The following is a 23,742-nucleotide window of genomic DNA, read 5'->3' on the forward strand; positions in this document are numbered from 1 at the left end:
CGTACACCCTCCGTCATCGTTTTATCAAACAAATGGGATTAAGTGACATTGATATCCGCCTGAGCGGGCGGAATCTCAAACTTTGGACCAATTATTCCGGCATCGACCCGGAAACGAATCTCAATATGACCGGAGCGAAAGGCATGGATTATTTTAATATGCCAAATACCCGATCCTATGTTTTATCGCTTCGTTTTAATTATTAGAATGAAGGAGGGAATACAATGACCAAGCGAGCGGTTTTACTCATACTGTTCTTATTTCTGGCAGGTCTGTTTATTGGCTGCGAGAAAAACCTTACCGGGGGGAAATTGAGCAACAATCCCAACATTGCAACCACGGTGCCCATGGAAAGCATGCTTTCGGCCATCGAGGTTAATTCTTTTCTCTATTATGAGAACTTCAATGCCTGGCTGGTGGCCATGTGGATGCAGCAAATGGCCGGTACCGCCCTGACATTTGAGAATTTTGGAGATTATCAGGTCACTGAAACCATCTTTGGGCCGGAATGGCGGCGCGCCTACGATGGAGCCGGTTTGGTGGATATCCGGAAACTTCGGAAAGAGGCCGCGAAAAAGAAAAACAAGAAGATGGAAGGGGTGGCCAAAGTCCTGGAAGCCTTCTACATGGGAACCACCGCCAGTTTGTGGGGCGATATTCCTTATTCCGAAGTGGAAACCTCCGATACGCCGAAACTGGATAAAATGTCCGATGTGTACGCTGCTCTTCAGAAATTGTTGGATTCGGCGATCGAAGACCTGCAGACCGGGAAGGGCTATTTTACACCGGCCGCCGACCATTACTACGGCGGTGATGCCAATAAATGGATAGCTTTGGCCCATTCGCTGAAAGCCCGTTTTTATCTGGAATGGGCCGAAGTGGATGCCGGTAATTATGCCAAAGCCCTGACGGAAGCCCAACAGGGAATCGCCTCTGATGCCGATAATTTCAAATCGAAACATTCCGAGACGGCTAATGAAGAAAATTGCTGGTATCAATTGGAGGATGGCCGTTCGGGTTACGCACGCGCCGGGAAATTTCTGGTCGATCTTTTGAAAGAAAGAAATGATCCGCGCCTGGAAATCTATTTTGGAAAGGATGCCAATGGCGGCTACAGCGGGTCCGACCCCGGCGAAGGAAATACCGGTGCCAGCTATTTGAATCCGGATACCTACGGTTCAAAAAGCTGGTCCTCCGAATTTGTGACCTGGGAAGAGATGCAGTTTATCATCGCCGAGGCTCAGTATGCCTCTGGCGCTGAAAACGATGCCATCTCCACGCTGGATCATGTTTTATCCGGAATCGAAGGGAAATGGGGAATTACGCTACCCAAATATACGGGCACCGGAATTTCAGGCGAAAAACTCCTCGAAGCGATTATGACGGAAAAGTACATTGCCCTGTTTACCAATATGGTGGTTTGGAGCGACTGGAAACGAACCGGTTATCCCAAATTCAAAACCACGTACAACAATCAACCCATCCCCAGACGATTTTTGTACCCGCTGGTTGAGCGCAATACCAACCCGAATATCCCCGATCCGGCGGCCTACGGGATTTACAAACACAACGAAAATGATCCCAATTGATTCGGACGGAATGAAAACGCAAAAGAACAGGAGAGGGCTTCCCTCTCCTGTTTTTTTATTCGTAAATAAAATTGGTAATATTTTGCAAATTGAATTATATTTTATATCATCCGAGTAAATTAGTCCGATCGTTTTTACGTCTTTTCCGGTTTTGATCTTCACAAAAGCACGGGACCCTTTTTGAAAGGGGTGCTTCCCATGTCAAAAGAACAAACAGCCCGCAGATCAATACGGATTTTCAGGGATTAGGGACAACGTTTGTGGGTTTTGCCGGTCGTAAATGCGGTTTCATTCATCAAAAAATGGAGGAACACCCATGGTACGTCGACTTCATCTGGATCCCGACCATCCAAAAGATCGCCTGATTCGGCAAGCAGCCGACGTCCTGAAAGAAGGCGGTGTTATTATTTATCCCACCGATACCGTTTACGGATTGGGATGTGACATTTATAACAAGAGTGCCATTGATCGAATTTACCAGATCAAAGGCATAAGCAAACGCCAGCCGTTGAGTTTTATTTGCCCGAATTTAAAGGAGATCAGCAAGTATGCCCACGTCTCCAACCGGGCGTACAAGGCCATGCGTCGTCTCCTGCCGGGGCCGTACACGTTTGTTCTGGAAGCCACGAAGTTTGTCCCCCGTAAACTGCTGACGACCAACAAAAAAACAGTTGGGATTCGGGTCCCCGATCATCCGATTTGCCTGCGGCTTCTGGAGCTGTTTGGCAACCCGATTATCAGTACCAGCGTTTCGGATACGGACGGGAGAATTTTGACGGATCCTACTGAAATAGAAGCGATCTACGGACACAAGGTAGATTTGATTCTGGATGTGGGTATTCTTGCATCGGAGCCGTCGACGGTTATCGATTATATTGAAGATGAGCCGGAAGTTCTGCGCGCCGGAAAAGGGGAGATTTCGTATTTTATGTAATGAAAAGTCCCCGGCACGTCCGGCGTGTCGGGGATGTTTTATCTTCTGAGGATAAAAAAACGGGCACGGCGCAAACCTCCTTAACCTCTTTCTTTTACTTGATTCTTACCGTTTATTTTGATATATTGCTTTCATGAATTCTAACGAGCCCGAATTGGATGTGATTCGCATTACCGGTATGGTTTTTTACGCCTATCATGGCGTGGAATCGGAAGAGAAAAAACTCGGCCAGCGTTTTGAAGTTGACGTGGAGGTTTTTCTGGACACCCGCCGGGCCGGCAATACGGATGATCTGGTTGATACGGTAAATTATGTCACGATATATGAGATTGTAGAGGAAATTGTTATTGAAGGTGAATACAATCTGATCGAAGCGATCGCCGAGGATATTGCCCGCCTGATTTTGGAACGGCTCCCGGTAGAAAAAACCCTTGTACGCGTTCGCAAACCCCATGTGTCTTTGCCGGGCATTGTTCGCGGGGTGGAGGTGGAGATTGTGAGGGGCTGACATGGAAAAAGCGTATTTGAGTCTGGGAACCAACGTGGGGCAGCGGGAAGAGTTTCTTGAAAGAGCGATTCGCATTCTTTCTCTCAATTCGGCCCTTGAAATAGTAAATATTTCAAGTGTTTACGAGACCGAACCTTATGGGGTCAAAGACCAGCCTGATTTTTTGAATCTGGTCGTGGAGGTGGAAACATCCCTTACGCCTCGGCGGCTGTTGATTGTAGCCAAATCGATTGAAGAGCAAATGGGGCGCAAACCCCGCCGGCGCTGGGGCCCCCGCGAGATCGACGTGGATATTCTGGCCTATGAAAAGTCCGTGACACACGAAGATTTTCTCCAGGTTCCCCACAAGGAGCTTGCAGAGAGACGGTTTGTTTTGGTTCCATTTGCAGAAATAGCGCCCGGATTTATTCTGCCGGACCGGAACAAATCGATTCAGGAAATGTTAACTGAATGTCCGGATACGGGACGCGTTCAGGTTTACAAGCGCCTGCCCGTTGGAAAAAGGATCACAGAGGAAACGTCATGAAGACGCTTAGCTATATTGCCATTGAAGGCGTTATTGGCGCCGGGAAAACCAGTTTGGCTCACCTTTTGGCCAGGCGCTTAAACGGACGGTTGGTTCTGGAAAAACATGACGAAAATCCCTTTTTGGTTGATTTTTACAAGGACCCGGCCCGATTTGCTTTCCAGACGCAGATGTTTTTTCTGCTGAGCCGGTATCGCCAGCAGCTGGATTTGCAGCAGCAGGATTTGTTCCAGCGTGTGATTATCTCGGATTACATCTTTCAAAAGGATCGCATTTTTGCCAGTCTCACACTGGAAGACCGGGAATTTGTTCTGTACGAAAAAGTGGCCACCCTGTTGGAACGGGAAATCGTGGCACCGGATCTGGTCATCTACCTCCAGGCAAATACCAAACGGTTGATGATGAATATTAAACGGCGGGGTCGGTCGTACGAAAAAAATATTTCTGAAGATTATATCCGGGCATTGGTGGAAGCCTATAACCGCTTTTTCTTTCACTATACCGATACGCCGCTTCTGGTTGTTAATATGGATGGAATTGACTTTGTTCACGATGAGGGTCAGCTTGAAAATCTCATTCAGCAAATTCTGCTGCCCCTGGGTGGAACCAAATATTACAACCCAATGAAAGAGCAAGGAGTAAAAAAATGAGTTTGATTCGATTATTATTTTGGGGGATTATCCTGTATTTCGGCTATAAACTGTTTAAAAACATAACAAACCCCTCCGGAAAAGACACAAAAGTGAAGGGAAAACCGAAATCAAAGCCCCTCGATATCGATGAATCTGAAATTGAAGATGCCGAATTCAAGGAGATTAAGGACGATAAAAAGAAAGAAGACAACCACTGAGACAAACGGTAACCAAATAATATATGAATGTTTATCTTAGAATAATAAAATACGTCAAGCCCTATTGGGTCTATCTGACCGGTTCTCTAATTGCCATTCTCTTTTTTACGGTATTCAGCAGTGCAACCCTTGTGTCGGTTATCCCCTTTTTGCGCACCATTTTTCAGGTTGAACAAACCCAGACCGTTTCATCGGCGCCTGCCACTCAATCGGCCACTGTGTCGGCGCCCGGCAGGGTGGGAGGAATTGAATCAAAACTAACATCAACCAAAAAGAAATTTGAAAAGAAACTCAATGATTTTTTTGTCGGTAAGGATCGCCACAAGGCTCTGGGGCGAATTTGTGTTCTGATTCTGATTATTACATTTTTTAAGAATTTTTTTGATTACGTTCAGGCCTATCTCATGGCGTACGTAGAACAGGGCGTGATGAAGGATATCCGCAATGATCTCTACCGAAAAATTATCACCATGCCGATCGGGTTTTTTGCGCGAACCAAAACCGGCACCCTGATTTCCCGGGTGACGAACGACGTGAACCTCGTGAACGGCGGTGTTTCGGCCAGTTTTGTTACGGTTATCAAAAATCCCCTTTTAATTATCATCTATTTGATTCTGGCCATTTATTTGAGCTGGCAGCTCACCCTGATTGCCCTCACCGTACTGCCGTTCAGTTTGCTGATTATTGCAAATATCGGGCTGCGCCTGCGGAAACAGAGCACGGAATCGCAGGAGAAAATGGCGGATGTCACATCGATTCTTCAGGAAACCATTGCCGGTTCCCGGGCCGTTAAGGCCTTTGCCATGGAAGAATTTGAGATCGGAAAATTCAAGCAGAAAACCCTGGAGTATTTCCGAACCCTTCTTAAAATTACACGAACCCGCCGGCTGGCCTCTCCGCTTACCGAGTTTCTGGGCGCCGGTGTGGCCGTATTTATTCTGTGGTTTGGCGGTCAAAAGGTGTTAAGCGGAAATATGCTGCCGCCGGAGAATTTTCTAGGGTTCCTGTTTGTGATTTTTTCACTGATGCAGCCCGTAAAGGAACTGGGGAGCGTAAACAACCGGATTCAGGAGGCCATCTCTGCGGGAACCCGGATTTTCAGAATTCTGGACATGCAGGGGGAGATCGTCAATGCACCCAACCCCATCGCAGTGTCTGATTTTGAAGATGCGGTTGTTTTTGACCACGTGTTTTTTAAGTACAATGAGAGAGAAGAATTTGTCCTGAAAGACGTTTCTCTGACGGTGCGAAAGGGAGACATCCTGGCCATTGTGGGGCCGAGCGGTGTGGGCAAATCCACGTTGGTGGACCTGGTTCCCCGTTTTTATGATCCCACGCGGGGTCGCATAACGCTGGATGGCCATGACCTGCGCGAACTGGATTTGAAATCGCTGCGGCAGCTGATGGGGATTGTGACCCAGGAAACCATTTTATTTCACGAGACCGTTCGGAACAACATTGCTTATGGAATGGCCTACGTTCCGTTGGAGGAGGTAATTGAGGCAGCAAAAGCGGCCAATGCCCACTCTTTTATTGAAAAGCTCCCCCAGGGTTACGACACCCTTATTGGCGAGCGGGGCATCAAACTATCCGGCGGCCAGCGACAGCGTATTGCCATTGCCCGGGCCCTTTTGAAAAATCCGCCGATTCTCATTCTGGACGAAGCGACCTCGGCCCTGGACACGGAATCGGAGTTTTTGGTGCAGGAAGCCATCGAACGGCTCATGACCAACCGGACGGTTTTTGTCATTGCCCATCGGTTGTCCACCATTCAAAACGCCTCAACCATTATTGTGCTGGAAAAGGGAGAAATTGCTCAGCAGGGGACGCACCGGCAGCTCTTGAAGCAAAAGGGACCCTACCAGCGCCTGTACAATATGCAGTTTCGTCTTCAGGACCGGGAGGTGCCGGAAGATGTCTGAACGGCTCCCGCCAGTCCGGGTTTCCAGTGAATTTCAGGGGCCGATCGACGAGAATACCGCTTCCCGGCAGGAACTGCTGGCGCGCTACCGGAGCGAGCACGAGCGGCTTCAGATGCTGCTGAAAATCACGAGAACCATTGCCAACGAATTGAAATTGGATCGCCTGCTTAAGTTGGTCATGGATGAGGTTCGTGATGCCCTTCAGGCGGATCGCTGTACGGTTTTTTTAATCGATGAAAAACGAAAAGAATTGTGGTCGAAGGTGGCTCATGGAATTGAACCGGGCGAAATCCGGTTCCCTTTGGAAAAAGGCATTGCCGGCTATGTGGCCACGACGGGGAATGTTCTGAACATTCCCGATTGCTACAAGGATTCGCGTTTCAATCCGGAAATTGACCGGCAAACAGGTTACCGCACACGCAGCATGTTAACCTTCCCGATGCGGAATAAAAAGGGGGAAATTATCGGTGTTTTTCAAATCCTGAATAAATTGAACGGGGTGTTTACGCGGGAAGACGAAGAAATGCTGGATGCCATCTCAATTATTGCATCGTCCCAGATTGAGAACGCCCAGTTGTACGAAGAGCAGGAAAAAACATTCGACAGCTTTGTGGAAACCCTGGCATCCACAATTGATGCCCGGGATCCCCTCACGGCAGGTCATTCCCGGCGGATTATGCTTTATGCGGACGAGATTGCCCGGCTGGCGGGTTTAACCCCGGATGAGCGAAAAATTCTCCGCACCTCGGCTCTTCTGCACGATATGGGCAAAATCGGTGTTCGGGAGAGTGTTTTGACCAAAAGCTCCCGGCTAACCCGGGAGGAATACGAACATATCAAGCAGCACGTGGTGATTACGCGGACTATTTTAAGCAAAATCCATTTTACGCGGGACAATCAGGCCATTCCGCAAATTGCCTCCACCCATCACGAAAAGTTGGACGGCTCCGGTTATCCCGACGGTCTGAAAGGGGATCAGATCCCCGTTGGCGGCCGGATTCTGGCCATTGCCGATGTGTTCGATGCCCTGACCTCTTTTCGCCACTATCGGGACCGGATGGATTTTACCCGGGTTTTGGATCATCTGGAATCCGGCAGGGGAACAAAGTACGATGCCTTTCTCATTGAAAATTTTAAAAAGATTCCGTTGTACCGCCTGGTTGATATCATGGAGGACGGCCGCCTGAACGACCTGACGCCGGAGGAATCCGAAATCCTTCGCAGACACTCGTTGAAGGATCTGGAAGCCGCGCTAAAAGAAAAGTCGGGCCACCAACAGGAATGTGCCCGGATCTTTGAGAGATTTTATTATCGGCAAAATAATCGATCACAGAAGGAGGATCTGACCATGGATCAAAAAGAGCAAATTGTTCTGGAAGCGATGAAAAAATCCGGGAAACCCGTAAAAACCGGGGAGATTGCGGAGATGACAGGTTTGGGGAAGGACGAGGTTGCAAAGGCGATTAAGATGTTGAAGAAAGAAGGCGAGATCATTTCTCCGAAACGCTGTTTTTATGCACCGGCGAAAGAATAGGAGGACGTACCGATGAACAGGCACATCATTTCAACCGATCAGGCTCCGGCGGCCATCGGCCCCTACAGCCAGGGCGTTTCAGCAGAAGGATCGTTCATCTTTACAGCCGGGCAAATTCCAATCAATCCGAAAACCGGAGAACTCCTTTCGGGTGATATCCAAACCCAAACGCGGCAGGTTTTGGAGAATGTAAAGGCCGTTCTGAAGGCTGCGGGTGCTGGACTGGAAAATGTGGTTAAAACCACCGTATTTCTGTTGGATATGAACGATTTTGCAGCGATGAATGAAGTTTATGCCCAATATTTTCCTCAAAATCCTCCGGCCCGGTCGGCTGTTCAGGTGGCCCGATTGCCCAAAGACGTCAAAATTGAAATCGAATGCATAGCGGTTGTGTGAACATGGCTGAGCAATCGGATAAACGCTACTTCGTTATTCTCAATCCTCACTCGGGACGGGGCAAAGCCGCGAAACTGCGGCCCAAAATCGAAGAGACCCTGCGCCGGAAAAATCTGGATTTTGTTCTTGTAGAAACCCAAGGGCAGGGGCATGCCGAAAAGCTGGCCCGGGAGGCTCCTCCGGACTTTGACGTGATTGTGGCGGCCGGGGGAGATGGCACGGCCAATGAGGTGGTGAACGGTCTCATGAAAAATCCACGCCCCATGGGGTTGATTCCCACGGGCTCCGGGAACGATTTTGCGCGGGCCATGGCCATCCCGTTTCAGTGGCAAAAGGCGATTGACGTTCTGATTCAAAATCAGGAAAAGCGAATTGACGTGGGTTGGGTGAACGGACGCTACTTCCCCAACGGATTTGGCGTGGGGTTCGACGCCCTTGTTGTTCTGGAAAGCTCAAAAGTCACCCGCCTGCGGGGATTTTTAATCTACCTCTATTCGGTTTTGAAAAGCATCTTCTTCTATTCCAGCCCCCATTTGACCATTCATCTGGACAATCGGCACAAAATTGAGGGACGTATTTTTATGCTGACCGTCGGGAACGGGGTTTCGCTGGGAGGCGGCTTTTTGCTGACCCCGAATGCCCAAAACAACGACGGAATTTTCGATGTTTGCGTGATCCACCACTTGAGTAAACCCCAGATTTTTTGGCATTTGCCAAAGGTTTTCTGGGGCGGGCACGTCAAAATCAAACCGGTTGAAATGCTGCAGGCCAAGGAACTCGTTGTGAAATCGACGGGGCCGGTGGGCGGGCATGTGGATGGTGAGATCGTTGAGATGGATCGTCAGGAATTCCGGGTGAAGATTTTTCCGAAAGCCCTTTCCGTGATCGGAGGAAGCCCCGGTGAGTAGTCGTTTTTGGGCGGGAATACTGATTGGTGTTGTGTGGCTGACCGCTGCCGGTGGGCTCAGGGCTCAAAATCAATTTAACCGGAATCTTTTAATGATTGGAAATTCGCAGACAACGCCGGATACCGCGAAACACAAATCCTTAATCCGTTCCCCCCGGGGGGCCTTGTGGCGGGCCCTTGCTTTTCCGGGTTGGGGTCAGTGGTACAATGGAAAAAAAGCAAAGGCGGTTCTGGTTTTTACGGCGGAAACCGGATTAATTGCCACGGCGATTTATTGGAACCAAAAGGTGCAGTCGGCGCCCACCGATTACGATCGTGCATTTTACGAGAACAATCGAAACCTGTCCAATTGGTGGCTTCTGTTTACCATTTTTATGAGCGCAACGGACGCTTACGTGGATGCCCAGCTTTCCAATTTTGATGTGAGTCCGAACCTTTCCTTTTCGGAGAGTCACAAAGCCCTTCCGATTGGCATTTCACTGCGGATTCATTTTAACTAACCGGTACCAAAAACGGTTCGGCAAAAAAACTGAACCCGCCCGTCAACAAAATGTAACGGCTTTCACGAATCGTTTGTCAGGAATGTGAGTTTCTCCCAAGACTATTTTTAGTTTGTAAAAGGCGCGGAAATTCATTATATTTTTAAGGAAAAACAACGGGATTGTTTGAGGCCGTGCGTAAAAATCAACCTGTAAATGGGGGGCGGTTTTCAGGATTTGGAAGATCGTCGTGGAAAAACAGCGGCAGGGCAAGGGCTGTTCATCAGAGCCTTTTCTTGCTGATCATTTTTTGGATACTGGTGCCTGCAAGCGGACTGGCGCAATTTCGCAGTCCGGCCGGAACATCCCCTCCGCGTGTGAATGCGTTCCCACGGGATTTTTTCCCGGGGTGCTCGGGAGACAAATGGATCGCCAATGATAAGTATCGCCATTTCGTGGGCAGTGCGTTTGCGGCCGCATCCGGGTATTGGATGATGCGGTACAATCTGCGCCGGCCCAAAAAAGAGGCGATTTTATTTGGAGGGGGGTTTTCGTTTTCCCTGGGTCTTGGCAAGGAACTGCGCGACAAATATTTTCACGCGGGCTGTGCCAGCTGGAAGGACCTCACGGCAGACCTTTTGGGCATCGCTTTTGGCCTGATTTTCTACACGGAAACCATTCGGTGGCAGTAGCGGTCGCCGTGCCCTGAGACGGGTGAAAAATCAAGGGAGCATCGCGCTAAAAGCAGTTTTACGGCAACACTGCCATACCACACTAAAGTGTGGTGATTGTTCAAGGAACTACAATTTTAGGTTGAAATTTTATGCAGCATTGTCAAATCGAATCGGATAAACCGAGAGAATATTGCGGAATTGTGGGGGTGTATGGGGCGCCGGCCGCTTCGGAATTGGCCTATATGGGATTGTATGCTCTTCAGCATCGGGGGCAGGAGAGTGCCGGTATTGTTTCCTCGAACGGGGAAAATGTGTTTCGGCATGTGGGGATGGGACTGGTAGCAGACGTGTTCCCGGACCGGTCGGTTCTCAAAAAACTAAAAGGGCACATTGCCATTGGCCACAATCGCTATTCCACCACCGGATCCAGCCAGTTGCTCAACAGTCAGCCTCTGTTGGTAAATTGCAAGGATGGTCCGCTGGCCATTGCCCACAATGGAAATCTGATTAATTACAAGGCCCTTCGGAGAGAGCTGGAAGCCCAGGGCTCCATTTTTCAGACAACGATGGACAGCGAAGTGATTTTACATCTCACGGCGCGGTCGCAGAAACTGACATTGCCTGAGCGTCTTATTGAAGCCCTTCAGCGTGTGAAGGGTGCGTTTTCGCTTGTTTTTTTGACCCGAAATAAATTGATTGTGGCACGCGATCCCCACGGTATTCGCCCCCTGGCACTCGGGAAAATGAGGGATGTTTACATCGCCGCCTCGGAATCCTGCGTAATGGATTTGATTGGCGCCGAGTACATTCGGGATGTGGCGCCCGGGGAGCTGCTGATCATCGATAAAAAGGGCGTGCAGTCGTATCGGATTGCCCCCCCGATCAAACCGGCCCATTGTATTTTTGAATTTGTGTATTTTTCCCGGCCCGACAGCCGGATTTTTGGAGAGTATGTGGACAAGGCCCGGCGGAAAATGGGAAAAAATCTGGCCATGGAACATCCGGTTGATGCGGATATTGTGATCAGTGTTCCGGATTCCAGCAACACAGCGGCGATCGGATACTCCCGGCGGACGGGCATTAAATTTGAGATCGGCCTGATTCGGAATCATTACATTGGTCGTACGTTCATTCAGCCCAGTCAGGCCATGCGAAATATCAATGTGCGAATCAAATTCAATCCGGTAGGCGGCGTTCTAAAGGACCGGCGGGTTGTTATTGTGGAGGATTCCATTGTTCGGGGAACCACGCTGAAAAATCTGGTCAAAATGATTCGCAGGGCAGGGGCCCGGGAAATTCACATTCGCGTATCCTCGCCGCCAATTAAATATCCCTGTTTTTACGGAATGGATTTTCCCACTCAGGAAGAGGTCATTGCCTCCAGCCAATCCCTTGAAGATATTCGGGACTATCTGGAGGTTGACAGCCTGGAGTATTTATCATTGGAAGGCCTCCTGGCATCCGTTCCCAACAGCGATAAAGGGTATTGTACGGCCTGTTTCAGCGGTGTTTATCCCATCGCACGGGAAGAAAACGGAAGTAAACTCTCTCTGGATGAATCGTTAAAGACGGTTGAGATTTAAGGTTGTTCCGATTCATCCGCATTTTTTGATCGCGTTTTCAAAGGCCGTTTTGATCAAAATAAAATTGAATTTTCCCTTGGTTTGAGGGGGATTGAATGAAATCGTTGGCAAAACCGTTTGATTACATTTTTATTCTGAGACCCGTATTATTCTATCCGGTTTGGACGGTTTTTCTGGCGGGTGCACTTTCCGTTGGGATGGCGCCTCAGGGGCATGGCTGGCCTCTTTTCAAACTGGATGCTTTTCACGGGGCCTGGGGGGATCTTGGGTGGGCGTTGCTCAGTTATTCCCTGCTCATGGGAACCGTTTTTATTTTAAATCAATTAACGGATGTTGGTTCGGACAAGCGCAATTCCAAACTGTTTCTTATTGCAGATGAGCACATTTCCGCCAAGGCCGCCGTTCGGGAAGGCATCCTTATTTTGGTGCTGGGACTGCTGGCGGGTTTGAAAACCTCGGGATGGTTCCTTGGAGTGTGGGTGTTGTCGCTGCTCATTTTAGGAGTAGGCTACAGCCTGCCGCCCTTTTTGTGGAAAGACCATCCCATCAGAGGCCTTGTGACCAATTTACTGGGCGGCTTGCTCACATTTTTTGCCGGCTGGCTGAGCGTGGGATCCCCTTCGGTCGCCATGGTTTTTCATGCGCTGCCGTATATTTTTGCGGTGGGCTCCGTCTATTTTCTGACAACCATTTTGGATGCGAAAGGCGATCTGCATTCACATAAAATTACATTTGCCGTTCGATATGGAAAACAAACGACCATTCGAATGGCCATTTTATTCGACTCAATCGCCCTCGTTCTGGGATTTCTGACCCGCGACTGGATTGTTTTTATTCCGGCGCTTCTTTCATATTTTTTGTTTGTATTTTTGATCTTTAAAAACGATAATCTTTGGCTGAATCGAATAACCCGATTACCCATTTTGCTATTGAGCCTGATGGTGGCGGTTTATTTTCCAATTTATTTTGCCGGTATTCTGGGGATTTTTCTCGTTTCGAAATGGTATTATCACGTTCGGTTTGGTTTGAATTACCCTTCGCTGAATCCGTCCTATGGTGAGAAGGAGGTTTTATGATCAGGATCAAAGAAGATCGCTGTGATTTTTGTGGAACCTGCGTGTCTGTTTGTCCGGTGGATTGCATTGAATTGCGGGAAACAGTCATCAAAATAGATGAGAAAACCTGTACAGATTGCAAATTGTGCGTGTACGTTTGTCCCATTGAAACCCTGGAGTTTGTCGATGAGTGATCATTACGATGTCATTGTTATTGGTGCAGGGCCGGCCGGTTCAATGGCGGCCTGGCATGCCTCACTGGGCGGAGCAAAGGTATTGGTGCTGGAAAAGGACCGCGATATCGGCTTGCCGGTTCGCTGTGCCGAAGGAGTGGGAGCCGCCGGACTTCAGAGTCTTATTGAAGCCGACCCCCGGTGGATTGCGAATAAAATTGAGGGAATTAATCTGATTTCTCCACACGGAAAGCGGGTTCATCTGGCAAACGAGGATTTCGGGTATGTCCTGAACCGCAAATTGTTCGACAATTTTTTGGCGGAAAAGGCCTCGAAAGCAGGAGCCGAAATCTTAACCAAGGCTTATGCGGAAGAGCTTCTTTTTGATGAAAAGGGTGACGTGAACGGTGTTGTTTTTTCACGCTTCGGAAAACGCCTGTCCCTGCGGGCAAAAATTGTTATGGGGGCCGACGGGGTGGAGTCCCGTGTGGGGCGCTGGGCCGGTATCCGAACGCAATTAAAACTCAGGGATATTGAAACGTGCGTCCAGTTTACGATGGCCAATGTGGATGTAACGCCGAGCGATTGTGATTTTTACTTTTCTCACGAACGTGCGCCCGGAGGTTACATCTGGGTGTTTCCCAAGGGGGATGGAATTGCCAATGTCGGTCTCGGAATTTCCGGTGAATACGCACAATACCAATCGCCGCTGCGCTATCTGGAGGATTTCGTACAGGAACATTTCCCGAAAGCCTCCGTTTTAACAACAACCGTGGGCGGAGTCCCCGTTGCACCCACCAATAAGCAAATTGTAAAAAACGGCTTTATGTTGATCGGCGATGCCGCGCATCAGGCCAATCCCATTTCTGGCGGCGGCATTGTCCCGGCCATGGTTGCCGGAAAGCTGGCCGGACAGGTGGCGGCTGAGGCGGTTCAAACGGGAGATGTTTCCGCAGCGTTTCTCAAAAAATATGAGCGTCAGTGGTATAAATCCGAGGGCAACACACACAAAATCACCTATCGGCTAAAGGAGGCCGTTTATAAACTGACGGACGATGATTTAAACAAAACAGCCGATTCGATTCTTTCCCTTCCGGAAGGAAAGCGCACAATTGTGGCTGTCTTTAAAAAGGCGCTGTATAACAAGCCTTCACTTATCCTGGATGCATTGAAGGTTTTTAAGATGAGCATCAGTGAAGTCTTTGATCCGTTAAGCTAATCCGCCTTTGGCGGGTTGGGAGACAGGAATGCAAATTCCCCCAAAAGGAGAATGGTTTTGAGACAAAAAGTTCCTCGTGCCAAAAGGGATTCTCAGGTTAAAACGCTTCTCAAACCGGAGAGTAAAAATGAAATATGGACGATCTCGAATATTTTAACGACCATTCGTATTTTATTGCTTCCCTGGATCATTTATTTTTTTGTGATGAATACGCGAAAATCCCAGCGTATTGCCCTGATTCTGATGATTATTGCGGCGTTCACGGATTTGAGTGACGGCTTTCTGGCCCGGAAACTCAATCAGAAAACAAATCTTGGAAAAATCTTGGACCCCATTGCCGATAAGCTGGGACTGTTTACCATTGGAATCTTGCTGGTCATTTACCGCAATCTCCCGGTCTGGCTTTTGGTAATATTGCTTGTCCGGGATTCGTTTTACGCCGTCTACGGATACACGCTTTTGCGCAAAGGGGTTGTTCCCGAGGCCAGGCTCCCGGGGAAACTCACAACCACATCGCTTGCCCTGACATTTTTATTTTATTTGTTGAAAATACGGCTGCTAAGCACTATATTTTTGTATATCAGTACAGTGATGATTGTGATTTCGGTGGTCGATTACGCACGGCGGTTTCTTAATGCCAAACAAGGGCTGGGATGGAAATAGACGGGTTGCTTAGAAAGGGTAAGCAGGAGTGACTCATCGGGTGGATTGGACCTGCGGGAAGCACTCCCATCCGCAGATAAATTAATAGGAATTTGAGAAAAAATGGCACTATTCGGAAAACTTCGCTCCGGGTTAACCCGGACACGCTCGGGTGTTTTGGGGCGAATTAAAGAGGCGGTTACCGGAAAGAAATCGCTGGATGACGACACACTGGACGACATCGAGGAAATCCTCATTTCCAGTGATATCGGGGTGGAAACGGTGATGGAACTGGTGGAACGCCTTCGGAAACAGGCGCGGGTAAAGCGGGATTACGAGCCGGAAGAGGTTCAGGAGATGATCCGCCGGGAGCTGAAATCCATTTTGTTTGATCAAATTCCGCAGGCATCTGTTGATGAAGAGGCCTTTTTTCATCCCACGGAAAAACCCTTTGTGATTTTGGTGGTGGGGGTGAATGGAACAGGCAAAACCACAACCATCGGGAAACTGGCCACCCGCTTTCGGGAGGCCGGAAAGAGTGTGGTGATTGCCGCAGCAGACACGTTTCGGGCAGCCGCGTCCGAACAGTTGGGCATTTGGGCCGAACGTGCCGGTGCCGATCTGATCCGTCACCAGCCGGGTGCCGATCCGGGAGCCGTTGTGTTCGATGCACTCAATGCCGCCCTTGCCCGCAAAAAAGATGTGCTGATTGTGGATACGGCCGGTCGTCTGCACACCAAGGTTAATCTGATGGAAGAATTGAAAAAGATCAAACGGGTCATGAACAAGCTTCTTCCGGAGGCTCCCCATGAAACCCTCTTGGTGCTGGATGCGACAACCGGACAAAATAGTATCCGCCAGGCGGAGCAATTTCGCCAGGCTGTGGATGTCACCGGGATTGTGCTTACCAAACTGGATGGAACGGCCAAAGGAGGGGTGGTTTTAAGCATTATGAAGGAATTGGGAATTCCGGTAAAATTCGTAGGGTTGGGGGAGCAGATTGACGACCTGGCCGCGTTCGATCTGGATCGCTTTATCGATGCCATTTTTTCGGAGAACAATCAGGCGTGACTCGACCCCGTGTTTTTTTCATAAATTTGGGATGTCCCAAGAATTTGGTGGATTCCGAGATCCTGATGGGGCACCTTCAGGCACGAGGAGCCCAAATTGTGGAGGATGCAGCTGAAGCATCCGATATCGTGGTCAATACATGCGGGTTTATTGAAGATGCCAAACGGGAATCCATTGAAACGATTTTGGAAGCTGTTCAGTTTAAGAAAACAGGGAACAGGCGGGTTTTCGTAACGGGGTGTCTGTCTCAACGATACAAGTCGGACCTGCAGAAAGAAATTCCGGAGGTGGACGGATATTTCGGCGCGCGAAACATTCCGCAGGTAGCGGATGAACTTTCGCAGCAATTGGGATTGAAACCCCTGAAAAGCAGCTGTGAAGAGCGCCTGGTGAGTACCGGGCTCAGTTATGCCTATTTGAAGATTGCCGAAGGGTGCGATAATACGTGTAGTTTTTGCGCCATTCCGCTGATTCGCGGCGGGCATGTGAGCCGTCCCGAACCGGAAATCCTGCAAGAAGCCCGGCGGTTAACCGAAGCGGGAGTGCAGGAACTGGTAATCGTGTCGCAGGACACAACCTACTACGGCAAGGATTTGCATAACGGATCGTCTCTGGTTCATTTGCTCAGGGAGTTGTCCGACATTCCCACGGTCCGGTGGCTGCGGCTGCTTTACACCTATCCGGATCGGATTTCTGATGATTTGATTGATTTAATGGCAGAGCGGGAAGCTATTTGTCCGTACATCGACGTACCCATTCAGCACATTTCCGATGGGGTTTTGTCCAGGATGCGCCGGGGATCCCGGCGGTCAAAAATTGAGCGGTTGATTGACCGGCTCCGTACAAAGATCCCCGAAATAGCCATTCGAACCAGCGTGATGGTGGGGTTCCCCGGCGAGACCGACGCGGATTTTCAGGAGCTGCTGGAATTTGTTGAAGACGTTCAATTCGATCATCTGGGTATTTTTCAGTTCTCCCGTGAGGAGAATACGGGTTCCTTCGATTTACCGGATCAGGTACCTGCATCTGTTAAACGAGAACGGTTCGAGCTGCTCCAATCCATTCAGCAAGAAATTGCCCTGCAAAAAAACCAAAATTTTGTGGGAAAGACGGTAGATGTTCTGGTAGATCAATTTGATTTGGAGCGAAAAGTGTATCTGGGACGCACCCCATGGGATGCCCCGGAAATTGACACACAGGTGGTTTTGCAGGGGGATTACGTGATCGGAGGCATCTCCCCGGTTACGATTGTATCGGCGTCAGAAGCAGAACTCATCGGCCGGGCGCCGGAGACGATCGAAAAATAATTTTCTGATCCGCTTCGTGGGGATCAGGAGGAGGTTTCAATGAAAAGGTTTTTTTTAAGAGGAATTTGGGTCGCTTTTCTGATCATAGGGTTGGGCGGGACGTCTGCATTTGCTCAGCCTGAATTCCTTTACAAGCAGGATGCCGGTGTGCCGGTATTCTATTACGATATTTCAAATTTTGCAGCCGACTCGTCCGGCTTGTCTCGAATGTACATCACCATGCAGGTTTCAAATGATGTCCTTCAATTTCTGAAAGTAGACAACGGCTTTGAGGCGGAGTACGAATTTTCGGTGGTTATTTTAGACAAAGATGGAAATCAGGTGGAGGGGAAAAGCTTTCGTCGAAAGGCGTTCGTTCAAAAATATGAGGAGACCAACTCCAACCAGATTTACCAGTACCAGCACCTGCAGTTTGATCTGAATCCCGGAAAATATAAGGTCATTCTTGCATTGACGGATATGGACACCAAACGGGCAAGTCAACGGAAGGAAAAGGTAGAATTAAGGAATTTCTGGAAAAAGAAGCTGTCCGTCAGTGATGTGCTGTTTGTGGATCGAAAGAATATAGGCGCCATGAGTCTTCCGGATTTGTCACCTCAGGTAAAGGAAAGCATCAGCGATACAACCAAACGGATGTTTGCCTATTTTGAACTTTATTCTCCCGGAACGTTCGATGCGTACCAATTGTCCTATTCTATCCTGAATTTTCGAAAAAAACATCTTCTGGATAAGTCTCTGCTTGTTCCCAAAACAGGCTGGCGAACCAAAGTATTTCTCCCAATCGATATTCATAATTTGGCCATGGCACGTTACCGCCTTTTATTGGATGTGAAGGGCGGCAAAAAACGGCAAAAAATTGAACGAATCTTTCAGGTACGGAATTTCCGGGTCCCGATGGCTATCACAAATCTGGATGAGGCTATTGAGCAGCTTCAATACATTGCGACCAAGAAGGAGCTGGATAAACTCCGCCATGCGCCAAAGGATAAAAAGCAGGCGTATTTTGAGGCCTTTTGGAAAGCCAAAGACCCCACACCGGGAACGCCCACAAATGAGCTGATGGACGAATACTACCGGCGGGTGGATTTTGCGAATCAGCATTTTTCGGGATTTCGTGAGGGCTGGCGGACCGATATGGGAATGGTCTACATCCTGTTTGGCCCCCCCAACGATGTGGAACGCCAGCCGTTCAATGTGGTGGCCAATCCCTATTATGAAACGGAGATTTACGCCTATCAAATCTGGTACTATTACGACATCAACCGACGGTTCATTTTTGCGGATCACCATGGCTTCGGAGACTATCGATTGGAAAACCCAATGGCGATTTACGAACCCTATTAATCAAACCTGAGCGTGAAAGGCTTTTATGACGGAACCGATTTATCCACCGGCACTTCGAGAGGGAGACACCATCGGAATTATTTCTCCGGCCAGCCCTATGATTCGGGAGCGGTTGGAGAAAGGCGTGGCCTATTTAAAAGACAGGGGGTTTTCGGTAGTGCTTGGCAGGCACGTATACGATCAACACGGCTACCTTGCAGGAACGGATGAAGCGCGTCTCGAGGACATACACGCCATGTTTGCCAACCCGGAGGTTAAGGCCATTATCAGCAGCCGGGGCGGCTACGGCACACCGCGGCTGGTACCTTTTCTGGATTACGCGCTCATTCGCAAACACCCGAAAATTTTGGTGGGATACAGTGATTTAACCTCGCTGCAACTGGCAATCTATTCCCAAACGGGACTGGTAACCTACTCGGGCCCAATGGCGGCCGTAGAAATGGGAAAGGGAATCGACCCGTTTACGGAAGAGCATTTCTGGCCGCATCTGCTGGCGGGACAATTCTATTCGGAATACCCGGCGGTTCCGGAGTCTCCGCTGGTGCGGGTGCACCCCGGAAAGGCAAGGGGGACACTGCTTGGCGGATGTCTCTCCATGATCAACCCCATTTTGGGAACGCCCTACCAACCGGATTTCAGAGGAGCGATTTTGATTCTGGAAGACGTGGGCGAAGAGCCCTATCGGGTAGACCGCTATCTGAGCCACTATCGTTCAGCCGGAATTCTTCAGCAAGTGGCCGGGATTATCTTTTCCCAATTTGTGGATTGCAATCCGGGAGATGATCCGAGTTTAACCATTGACGAGGTGATTGAAGATTACACGGCCGGCCTGGAGATCCCCGTTGTGAAAAATTTTTTGTACGGACATCTCGATCGTAAATTCACCGTCCCGATCGGGGCAACGGTTGAATTGGATGCGGATGCCCTGAGTATTCGATTTATCCGTCCAAAAGCCAACGGAATGGTGTAACTGATGAGGGTACTAATCGTGCCGCGCGAAAAGGGTGTGTGGTGAGAATGAAACGATTGCAACTGGGTGTTCTGGCCTCGGGAAGAGGTTCAAATTTTGAAGCAATTTTGGATCATATCAAGACGGGAGCTTTGTCAGCGGACGTGCGTGCGCTGGTCAGCAATCGAAAATCAGCTGGCGCTCTGGACATTGCGAAACATCACAACATTCCCCGGCTTGCGCTTTCACGAAAAGATTTTTCGTCAGACGAAGCGTTCGACCAAAGAGTACTGGATTTTTTCCGGGAGAATGAAGTCAATTTTGTGGTACTTGCGGGCTATTTGCGTCTGCTCACACCGGTGCTGATTCACCCCTACAGAAACCGCATTCTCAATATTCACCCCGCTCTTTTGCCGTCTTTTGGCGGCAAGGGCATGTTTGGCCACCATGTGCATGAGGCGGTTTTGGAGTACGGCTGCAAGGTTTCCGGAGTAACAGTTCATTTGGTGGATGAAGTCTACGATTCCGGCCCGATTGTACTGCAACGGTGTGTTCCGGTTGAGAATAACGATACCCCGGATACCCTGGCAGCCCGCATTTTGAAACAGGAACACCGTATCTTCTCGGAAGCCCTTCAGCTGTTCGCCGAGGAAAAGATTGTTATTAAAGGAAGACGGGTCTATGTTCAATCGAACTGAAGCTAATTTTGAAAGAGTGGTTACGGCCGCAATTTTGCTGCTTGCGGCGGCGTTTTTCCTGTTTTATGTGGGGTGTTCCCATCAGAAAACCGAACCATTTGTCGAGGTGCGTTCTGTCGATTCCACCATTGTTATTGATCTTCGGTACGCCACCGCGAACAATTTTACCGGGCAGGTTTTGTACGATACGCCCCGATGTTTTTTGCGAAAATCGGTTGCCGAGCGGCTGGCACGCGTGCAGAAAAAGCTGCAAAAACAAGGCCTGGGACTGAAAATCTGGGATGGCTACCGTCCCCTTTCGGTTCAAAAAAAGATGTGGGCACTGGTTCCCGATTCCCGCTACGTGGCGAATCCGAAGCACGGGTCCCGTCACAATCGCGGAGCAGCCGTGGATGTTACACTTGTGGATTCCACGGGACGGGAACGGCACATGCCCACCGGATTTGACGATTTTACACCGAAAGCCCACCGTAATTGGACAGGCAACGATACGCTGGCCATTCGCAATCGGCAAATTTTGGAAGACGCCATGACCTCTGAGGGGTTCATTCCGCTTTCCACGGAGTGGTGGCATTTTGATGCCCCCAACTGGAAGGATTATCCCGTCGAAACTATTTCAATAAAAGAATTACTTAAAAAAAATCGGAAGGAATAAAAATGCCAAAGATTCGCCGTGCGTTAGTAAGTGTTTTCGATAAGGAAGGATTGGTCCCGTTTGTTCAGGAACTGGTGGCTTTCGATATTGAAATTCTGTCCACCGGCGGAACAGCCAATCTGCTGCGTGAAAACAACCTGCCGGTTGTGCAGGTATCCGATTATACCGGCTTTCCTGAAATCCTGGATGGCCGCGTTAAAACACTGCATCCCAAAATTCACGGGGGGATTTTGGCGCTGCGGGATCTAACCAACCAGATGGACGAACTGGAATCTTTCGATATCGAGCCCATCGATATGGTTGTAGTGAATCTTTATCCCTTTCTAAAGGTTATTCAGAAATCGGATGTGGATGAGAGGGAACTGCTGGAAAACATCGATATTGGCGGGCCAACCATGATTCGCTCGGCGGCGAAAAACTATCCCCATGTGGCCGTTGTAACGGACCCCTCACGACCCCTCACAATATACCTTGATTTTAAAGGAATTGCATGAAAATAATGCGGAGGTTTCACTGGAAACATCCCGAAAACTGGCTGTGGAGGCCTTTCGTAAAACCGCCCATTATGATGGAATGATTGCACAGTATCTGGGAAAAAGATTTCAGGTACCTGCCGAAACCATTCCGGAAAATCTGGCACTGGCTTTTTCACAAACGTACCAGTTGAGATACGGCGAAAATCCCCATCAAAAAGCGGGCTATTTTCAGGACGATCTGAGTACGGAAATGACCGGCCTGGAAAAATTGCACGGCATTGCCCTTTCTTACAACAACATCGTGGACATGGATGCCGCCATTCGTTTGATTCAGGAATTTACGGAAAAGCCGACGGTTGCCATCATTAAACACACGAATCCTTGTGGCGTGGGCACAGGCGACACCCTGCTGGAGGCCTACCAGCGGGCAAAAGCGACGGATCCCCTTTCTTCTTTTGGGAGCATTATCTGTACCAATCGGAAAGTAGATATGCCGCTGGCCGAAAAATTACGGACGCATTTTGTAGAGGTACTGGTAGCGCCCGATTTTGCCCCGGAGGCACTGGAACTTCTTCAGCAAAAAAAGAAGTTGAGAATTCTGAAATTTCAGCCGAAATTAGTAAAAGGACTGTCCGCCACCTTAAAATCGGCTTTGAATGGGGTGCTTTTGCAGGAAGTCGATTCAATCGATCTGGATGAATCTGCTCTAAAGGTTGTAACCAAACGGGAACCCACCGATGAAGAATGGGAAGCGCTTCGATTTGCATGGAAAGTGGCCAAGCATGTGAAATCCAATGCCATTGTTTTTACCAATGATTCCATGACACTCGGCGTGGGTGCCGGGCAAATGTCGCGTGTGGATTCCGTCGAATTGGCGGTGAAAAAGGCCAAACAAGCGCAATTGGATTTAAAGGGATCAGTCGTGGCGTCCGATGCCTTTTTCCCGTTTCGCGACGGTCTGGATGCGGCAATTTCGGCGGGGGCAACAGCCGTCATTCAGCCCGGTGGTTCCATTCGGGATGAAGAGGTGATTCAGGCGGCAAACGAGCGAAACGCGGCGATGGTTTTTACGGGAATTCGTCATTTTCGGCATTAGCCAGGCGAAAGGATAAATTTCATCCGGTGCGGAGGATGGCATACAGCCCTTCTTTTTGGGTAAAACTGTCCGTGCGAAAAAGAGTAATTTGAAATCTGAAAGGATTGCCAATGAAAATGTCTCTCTTGAGTTTTGTTTCGAACGACATCGCTATTGATCTGGGAACGGCCAATACACTGGTTTTTGTTCGCGGCAAAGGAATTCAGGTAAATGAACCGTCGCTGGTAGCGGTGCGCCGTTTGGACCAGAAGATTGTTGCATTCGGGTCCGAAGCCAGAGAAATGCTGGGCCGAACACCAGGAGAGATTACAACGATTCGTCCGTTGCGCGATGGGGTGATTGCCGATTTTGAACTGGCAGAAGAAATGATCCGGTATTTTATTCGCCGTGTACAGGCCAATCGGTTTTTGCGCCCCACGGTTGTCATTGGCATTCCGTCCGGAATTACAGAGGTGGAAAAGCGGGCTGTACGGGATTCCGCCGAACACGCCGGTGCCAGGGATGTTTTTTTGGTAGAAGAACCGATGGCCGCGGCCATCGGGGTGGGGCTGCCGGTGCATGAGCCCGTTGGGAGCATGGTTGTGGATATTGGCGGCGGGACAACGGAAATTGCCGTGATTTCACTTTCGGGGATTGTGACCAGCATTTCGATTCGCATTGCGGGAGACGAGATGAACGATGCCATCATTCAGTATCTAAAGCGAAAATACAATCTGCTGATTGGCGAAAAAACAGCCGAAATCATCAAAATGGAAATTGGATCCGTTCCGCCGTACAAAGAAAAAGGGGCCATGAAGGTCAAGGGTCGGGATCTGGTCAAAGGCATTCCGCGAACAATTGAGATTAGTTCCGTCGAAATACAGGATGCCCTTGAGGAACCGGTCAGTTCAATTGTGGAGGCCGTTCGCCTCACGCTGGAACGCACCCCGCCGGAATTGTCCGCGGACATTTTGGATCGCGGAATCATGTTAACGGGGGGAGGCGCTTTGCTGAAGGGCCTCGATGCCCAATTGCGGGAAGTTACCAATTTACCGGTCAATGTGGCTGAAGATCCCTTAACCTGTGTGGTTCGGGGAACGGGCAAAATTGTGGAAGATATTAACAGCTACCAGAAGGTCCTTAATCGGTCTAAAATTTACTAAGTTTGTCTGGAAG

25 protein-coding genes and 1 pseudogene are annotated in these 23,742 nt (G+C 49.3%); all 26 read left to right on the forward strand.

The features are described from left to right. Positions 1-32 precede the first annotated feature (32 nt). On the forward strand, positions 33-206 hold the full coding sequence (locus GXO76_02650) for a hypothetical protein (protein ID NOY76751.1): 174 nt from the start codon (positions 33-35) through the stop codon (positions 204-206). Positions 207-224: 18 nt separating this feature from the next. Further along, positions 225-1,589 carry a SusD/RagB family nutrient-binding outer membrane lipoprotein gene (locus GXO76_02655; protein NOY76752.1) on the forward strand — a complete coding sequence of 455 codons (1,365 nt, stop codon included), beginning with the start codon at positions 225-227 and terminating at the stop codon, positions 1,587-1,589. 316 nt (positions 1,590-1,905) lie between these two features. Beyond that, a complete protein-coding gene (locus GXO76_02660) occupies positions 1,906-2,523 on the forward strand; it encodes a threonylcarbamoyl-AMP synthase (GenBank protein NOY76753.1) in 618 nt (205 codons plus the stop codon). Positions 2,524-2,677: 154 nt separating this feature from the next. Continuing rightward, positions 2,678-3,031 (forward strand): dihydroneopterin aldolase, encoded by a 354-nt coding sequence (gene folB / locus GXO76_02665; GenBank protein NOY76754.1) that lies wholly within the window; start codon positions 2,678-2,680, stop codon positions 3,029-3,031. A gap of 1 nt (position 3,032) precedes the next feature. Next, positions 3,033-3,557 carry a 2-amino-4-hydroxy-6-hydroxymethyldihydropteridine diphosphokinase gene (gene folK / locus GXO76_02670; GenBank protein ID NOY76755.1) on the forward strand — a complete coding sequence of 175 codons (525 nt, stop codon included), beginning with the start codon at positions 3,033-3,035 and terminating at the stop codon, positions 3,555-3,557. Further along, positions 3,554-4,207 carry a deoxynucleoside kinase gene (locus tag GXO76_02675; protein ID NOY76756.1) on the forward strand — a complete coding sequence of 218 codons (654 nt, stop codon included), beginning with the start codon at positions 3,554-3,556 and terminating at the stop codon, positions 4,205-4,207. The genes folK and GXO76_02675 overlap by 4 nt, the downstream gene beginning before the upstream one ends. Continuing rightward, positions 4,204-4,407, forward strand: a complete 204-nt coding sequence (locus GXO76_02680; protein NOY76757.1) for a hypothetical protein — start codon at positions 4,204-4,206, stop codon at positions 4,405-4,407. Before GXO76_02675 ends, GXO76_02680 begins: the two co-directional genes overlap by 4 nt. 23 nt (positions 4,408-4,430) lie before the next feature. Beyond that, positions 4,431-6,329, forward strand: coding sequence for an ABC transporter ATP-binding protein (locus GXO76_02685; protein ID NOY76758.1), 1,899 nt, complete (start codon positions 4,431-4,433; stop codon positions 6,327-6,329). Beyond that, a complete protein-coding gene (locus GXO76_02690; protein ID NOY76759.1) occupies positions 6,322-7,863 on the forward strand; it encodes a GAF domain-containing protein in 1,542 nt (513 codons plus the stop codon). Before GXO76_02685 ends, GXO76_02690 begins: the two co-directional genes overlap by 8 nt. 12 nt (positions 7,864-7,875) lie before the next feature. Next, positions 7,876-8,259 (forward strand): RidA family protein, encoded by a 384-nt coding sequence (locus tag GXO76_02695; protein ID NOY76760.1) that lies wholly within the window; start codon positions 7,876-7,878, stop codon positions 8,257-8,259. A gap of 2 nt (positions 8,260-8,261) precedes the next feature. Continuing rightward, positions 8,262-9,167, forward strand: coding sequence for a diacylglycerol kinase family lipid kinase (locus GXO76_02700; GenBank protein ID NOY76761.1), 906 nt, complete (start codon positions 8,262-8,264; stop codon positions 9,165-9,167). Continuing rightward, positions 9,160-9,666 (forward strand): hypothetical protein, encoded by a 507-nt coding sequence (locus GXO76_02705; protein ID NOY76762.1) that lies wholly within the window; start codon positions 9,160-9,162, stop codon positions 9,664-9,666. Before GXO76_02700 ends, GXO76_02705 begins: the two co-directional genes overlap by 8 nt. A 173-nt stretch (positions 9,667-9,839) precedes the next feature. After that, positions 9,840-10,337 carry a hypothetical protein gene (locus GXO76_02710; protein NOY76763.1) on the forward strand — a complete coding sequence of 166 codons (498 nt, stop codon included), beginning with the start codon at positions 9,840-9,842 and terminating at the stop codon, positions 10,335-10,337. A 146-nt stretch (positions 10,338-10,483) separates the two neighbouring features. After that, positions 10,484-11,902, forward strand: coding sequence for an amidophosphoribosyltransferase (locus GXO76_02715; GenBank protein NOY76764.1), 1,419 nt, complete (start codon positions 10,484-10,486; stop codon positions 11,900-11,902). A gap of 95 nt (positions 11,903-11,997) precedes the next feature. Next, the gene (ubiA, locus tag GXO76_02720; GenBank protein NOY76765.1) at positions 11,998-12,978 is read left to right on the forward strand and encodes a UbiA family prenyltransferase; all 981 of its coding nucleotides are present in this window, start codon (positions 11,998-12,000) and stop codon (positions 12,976-12,978) included. Further along, positions 12,975-13,151 carry a 4Fe-4S dicluster domain-containing protein gene (locus GXO76_02725; GenBank protein ID NOY76766.1) on the forward strand — a complete coding sequence of 59 codons (177 nt, stop codon included), beginning with the start codon at positions 12,975-12,977 and terminating at the stop codon, positions 13,149-13,151. Before ubiA ends, GXO76_02725 begins: the two co-directional genes overlap by 4 nt. Continuing rightward, complete coding sequence (locus GXO76_02730) at positions 13,144-14,349, forward strand: NAD(P)/FAD-dependent oxidoreductase (GenBank protein NOY76767.1); 1,206 nt, start codon at positions 13,144-13,146, stop codon at positions 14,347-14,349. Before GXO76_02725 ends, GXO76_02730 begins: the two co-directional genes overlap by 8 nt. Positions 14,350-14,406: 57 nt before the next feature. Next, complete coding sequence (locus GXO76_02735; protein ID NOY76768.1) at positions 14,407-15,012, forward strand: hypothetical protein; 606 nt, start codon at positions 14,407-14,409, stop codon at positions 15,010-15,012. A 102-nt stretch (positions 15,013-15,114) separates the two neighbouring features. Beyond that, positions 15,115-16,062: a signal recognition particle-docking protein FtsY gene (gene ftsY, locus GXO76_02740; GenBank protein ID NOY76769.1), complete on the forward strand. Its 948-nt coding sequence runs from the start codon at positions 15,115-15,117 to the stop codon at positions 16,060-16,062. Beyond that, positions 16,059-17,369 (forward strand): 30S ribosomal protein S12 methylthiotransferase RimO, encoded by a 1,311-nt coding sequence (rimO, locus tag GXO76_02745; GenBank protein NOY76770.1) that lies wholly within the window; start codon positions 16,059-16,061, stop codon positions 17,367-17,369. The genes ftsY and rimO overlap by 4 nt, the downstream gene beginning before the upstream one ends. 39 nt (positions 17,370-17,408) lie before the next feature. Beyond that, positions 17,409-18,713, forward strand: a complete 1,305-nt coding sequence (locus GXO76_02750; protein ID NOY76771.1) for a GWxTD domain-containing protein — start codon at positions 17,409-17,411, stop codon at positions 18,711-18,713. A gap of 25 nt (positions 18,714-18,738) precedes the next feature. After that, complete coding sequence (locus GXO76_02755; GenBank protein NOY76772.1) at positions 18,739-19,683, forward strand: LD-carboxypeptidase; 945 nt, start codon at positions 18,739-18,741, stop codon at positions 19,681-19,683. Positions 19,684-19,730: 47 nt separating this feature from the next. After that, positions 19,731-20,360 carry a phosphoribosylglycinamide formyltransferase gene (locus GXO76_02760; protein NOY76773.1) on the forward strand — a complete coding sequence of 210 codons (630 nt, stop codon included), beginning with the start codon at positions 19,731-19,733 and terminating at the stop codon, positions 20,358-20,360. After that, the gene (locus GXO76_02765; protein ID NOY76774.1) at positions 20,344-21,015 is read left to right on the forward strand and encodes a M15 family metallopeptidase; all 672 of its coding nucleotides are present in this window, start codon (positions 20,344-20,346) and stop codon (positions 21,013-21,015) included. Before GXO76_02760 ends, GXO76_02765 begins: the two co-directional genes overlap by 17 nt. A gap of 2 nt (positions 21,016-21,017) precedes the next feature. Next, positions 21,018-22,587, forward strand: a pseudogene (gene purH, locus GXO76_02770) (bifunctional phosphoribosylaminoimidazolecarboxamide formyltransferase/IMP cyclohydrolase). Between the two features lie 116 nt (positions 22,588-22,703). Then, on the forward strand, positions 22,704-23,729 hold the full coding sequence (locus GXO76_02775) for a rod shape-determining protein (GenBank protein ID NOY76775.1): 1,026 nt from the start codon (positions 22,704-22,706) through the stop codon (positions 23,727-23,729). Positions 23,730-23,742: the final 13 nt, after the last annotated feature.

It is taken from the genome of Calditrichota bacterium (genome assembly GCA_013151735.1).
Lineage (GTDB): Bacteria > Zhuqueibacterota > JdFR-76 > JdFR-76 > BMS3Abin05 > BMS3Abin05.